This is a genomic window from Micromonospora sp. DT41, assembly GCF_049841715.1.
Classification (GTDB): Bacteria; Actinomycetota; Actinomycetes; order Mycobacteriales; family Micromonosporaceae; genus Micromonospora; species Micromonospora profundi.
The window spans coordinates 1-549 of sequence record NZ_JBNCKU010000058.1 but is presented as its reverse complement, the minus strand read 5'-3'; the positions used below and the strand labels follow the sequence as shown (position 1 = coordinate 549).

Here is a 549-nt window from a genome sequence, read left to right as displayed (position 1 = left end):
GGCCCGGCCGATGCCGGCCGGAGGTCGCCAGCAGGCCGGGGCCGGGCCGGCGCGGCCCGCTTGCGGGCCGCCTTGATGAGTACGCCGGCTCCGATCGGCTGTTCGTGAGTCGCGACGGATCACCGCTGCGCGGCAACACGCTGTATCAGGCGTTCGTTCGGGCGCGGAAGCAAGTGGGCCTCGATGACCTGACCTTCCACGACCTACGGCACACCGGGCAGACTCTCGCCGCGCAGACCGGCGCGACCCTGGCCGACCTGATGAAGCGACTCGGGCACTCGTCCATGGCTGCCGCTCGCCGGTACCTGCACGCCGTCGACGGGCGTGACCGCGAGATCGCCAAGGCGCTGTCGGAACTCGCTGCACACGGTGATGTCGCACGGCTGCCCCGGCACATCACGATGCGGAGCTAGTCGCACGACGATCACACGGCGGCCCCCTGCGACGTTCTGACCTGCGGAAATGCACGTGCCTGAAAATCGGAAGGTCGGCGGTTCGACCCCGCCCCTGGCCACATAGCCTTTCGCCGGGCTACAGAGATCCCCACCA

At 69.6% G+C, this 549-nt stretch carries 1 protein-coding gene; it reads left to right on the top strand.

Translation table 11 applies throughout. From position 1 onward, the window contains the following. The coding region (locus tag ACLQ23_RS31595; RefSeq protein WP_425881540.1) for a tyrosine-type recombinase/integrase at nucleotides 1-413 on the top strand (413 nt) is incomplete at its 5' end. Nucleotides 414-549: the final 136 nt, after the last annotated feature.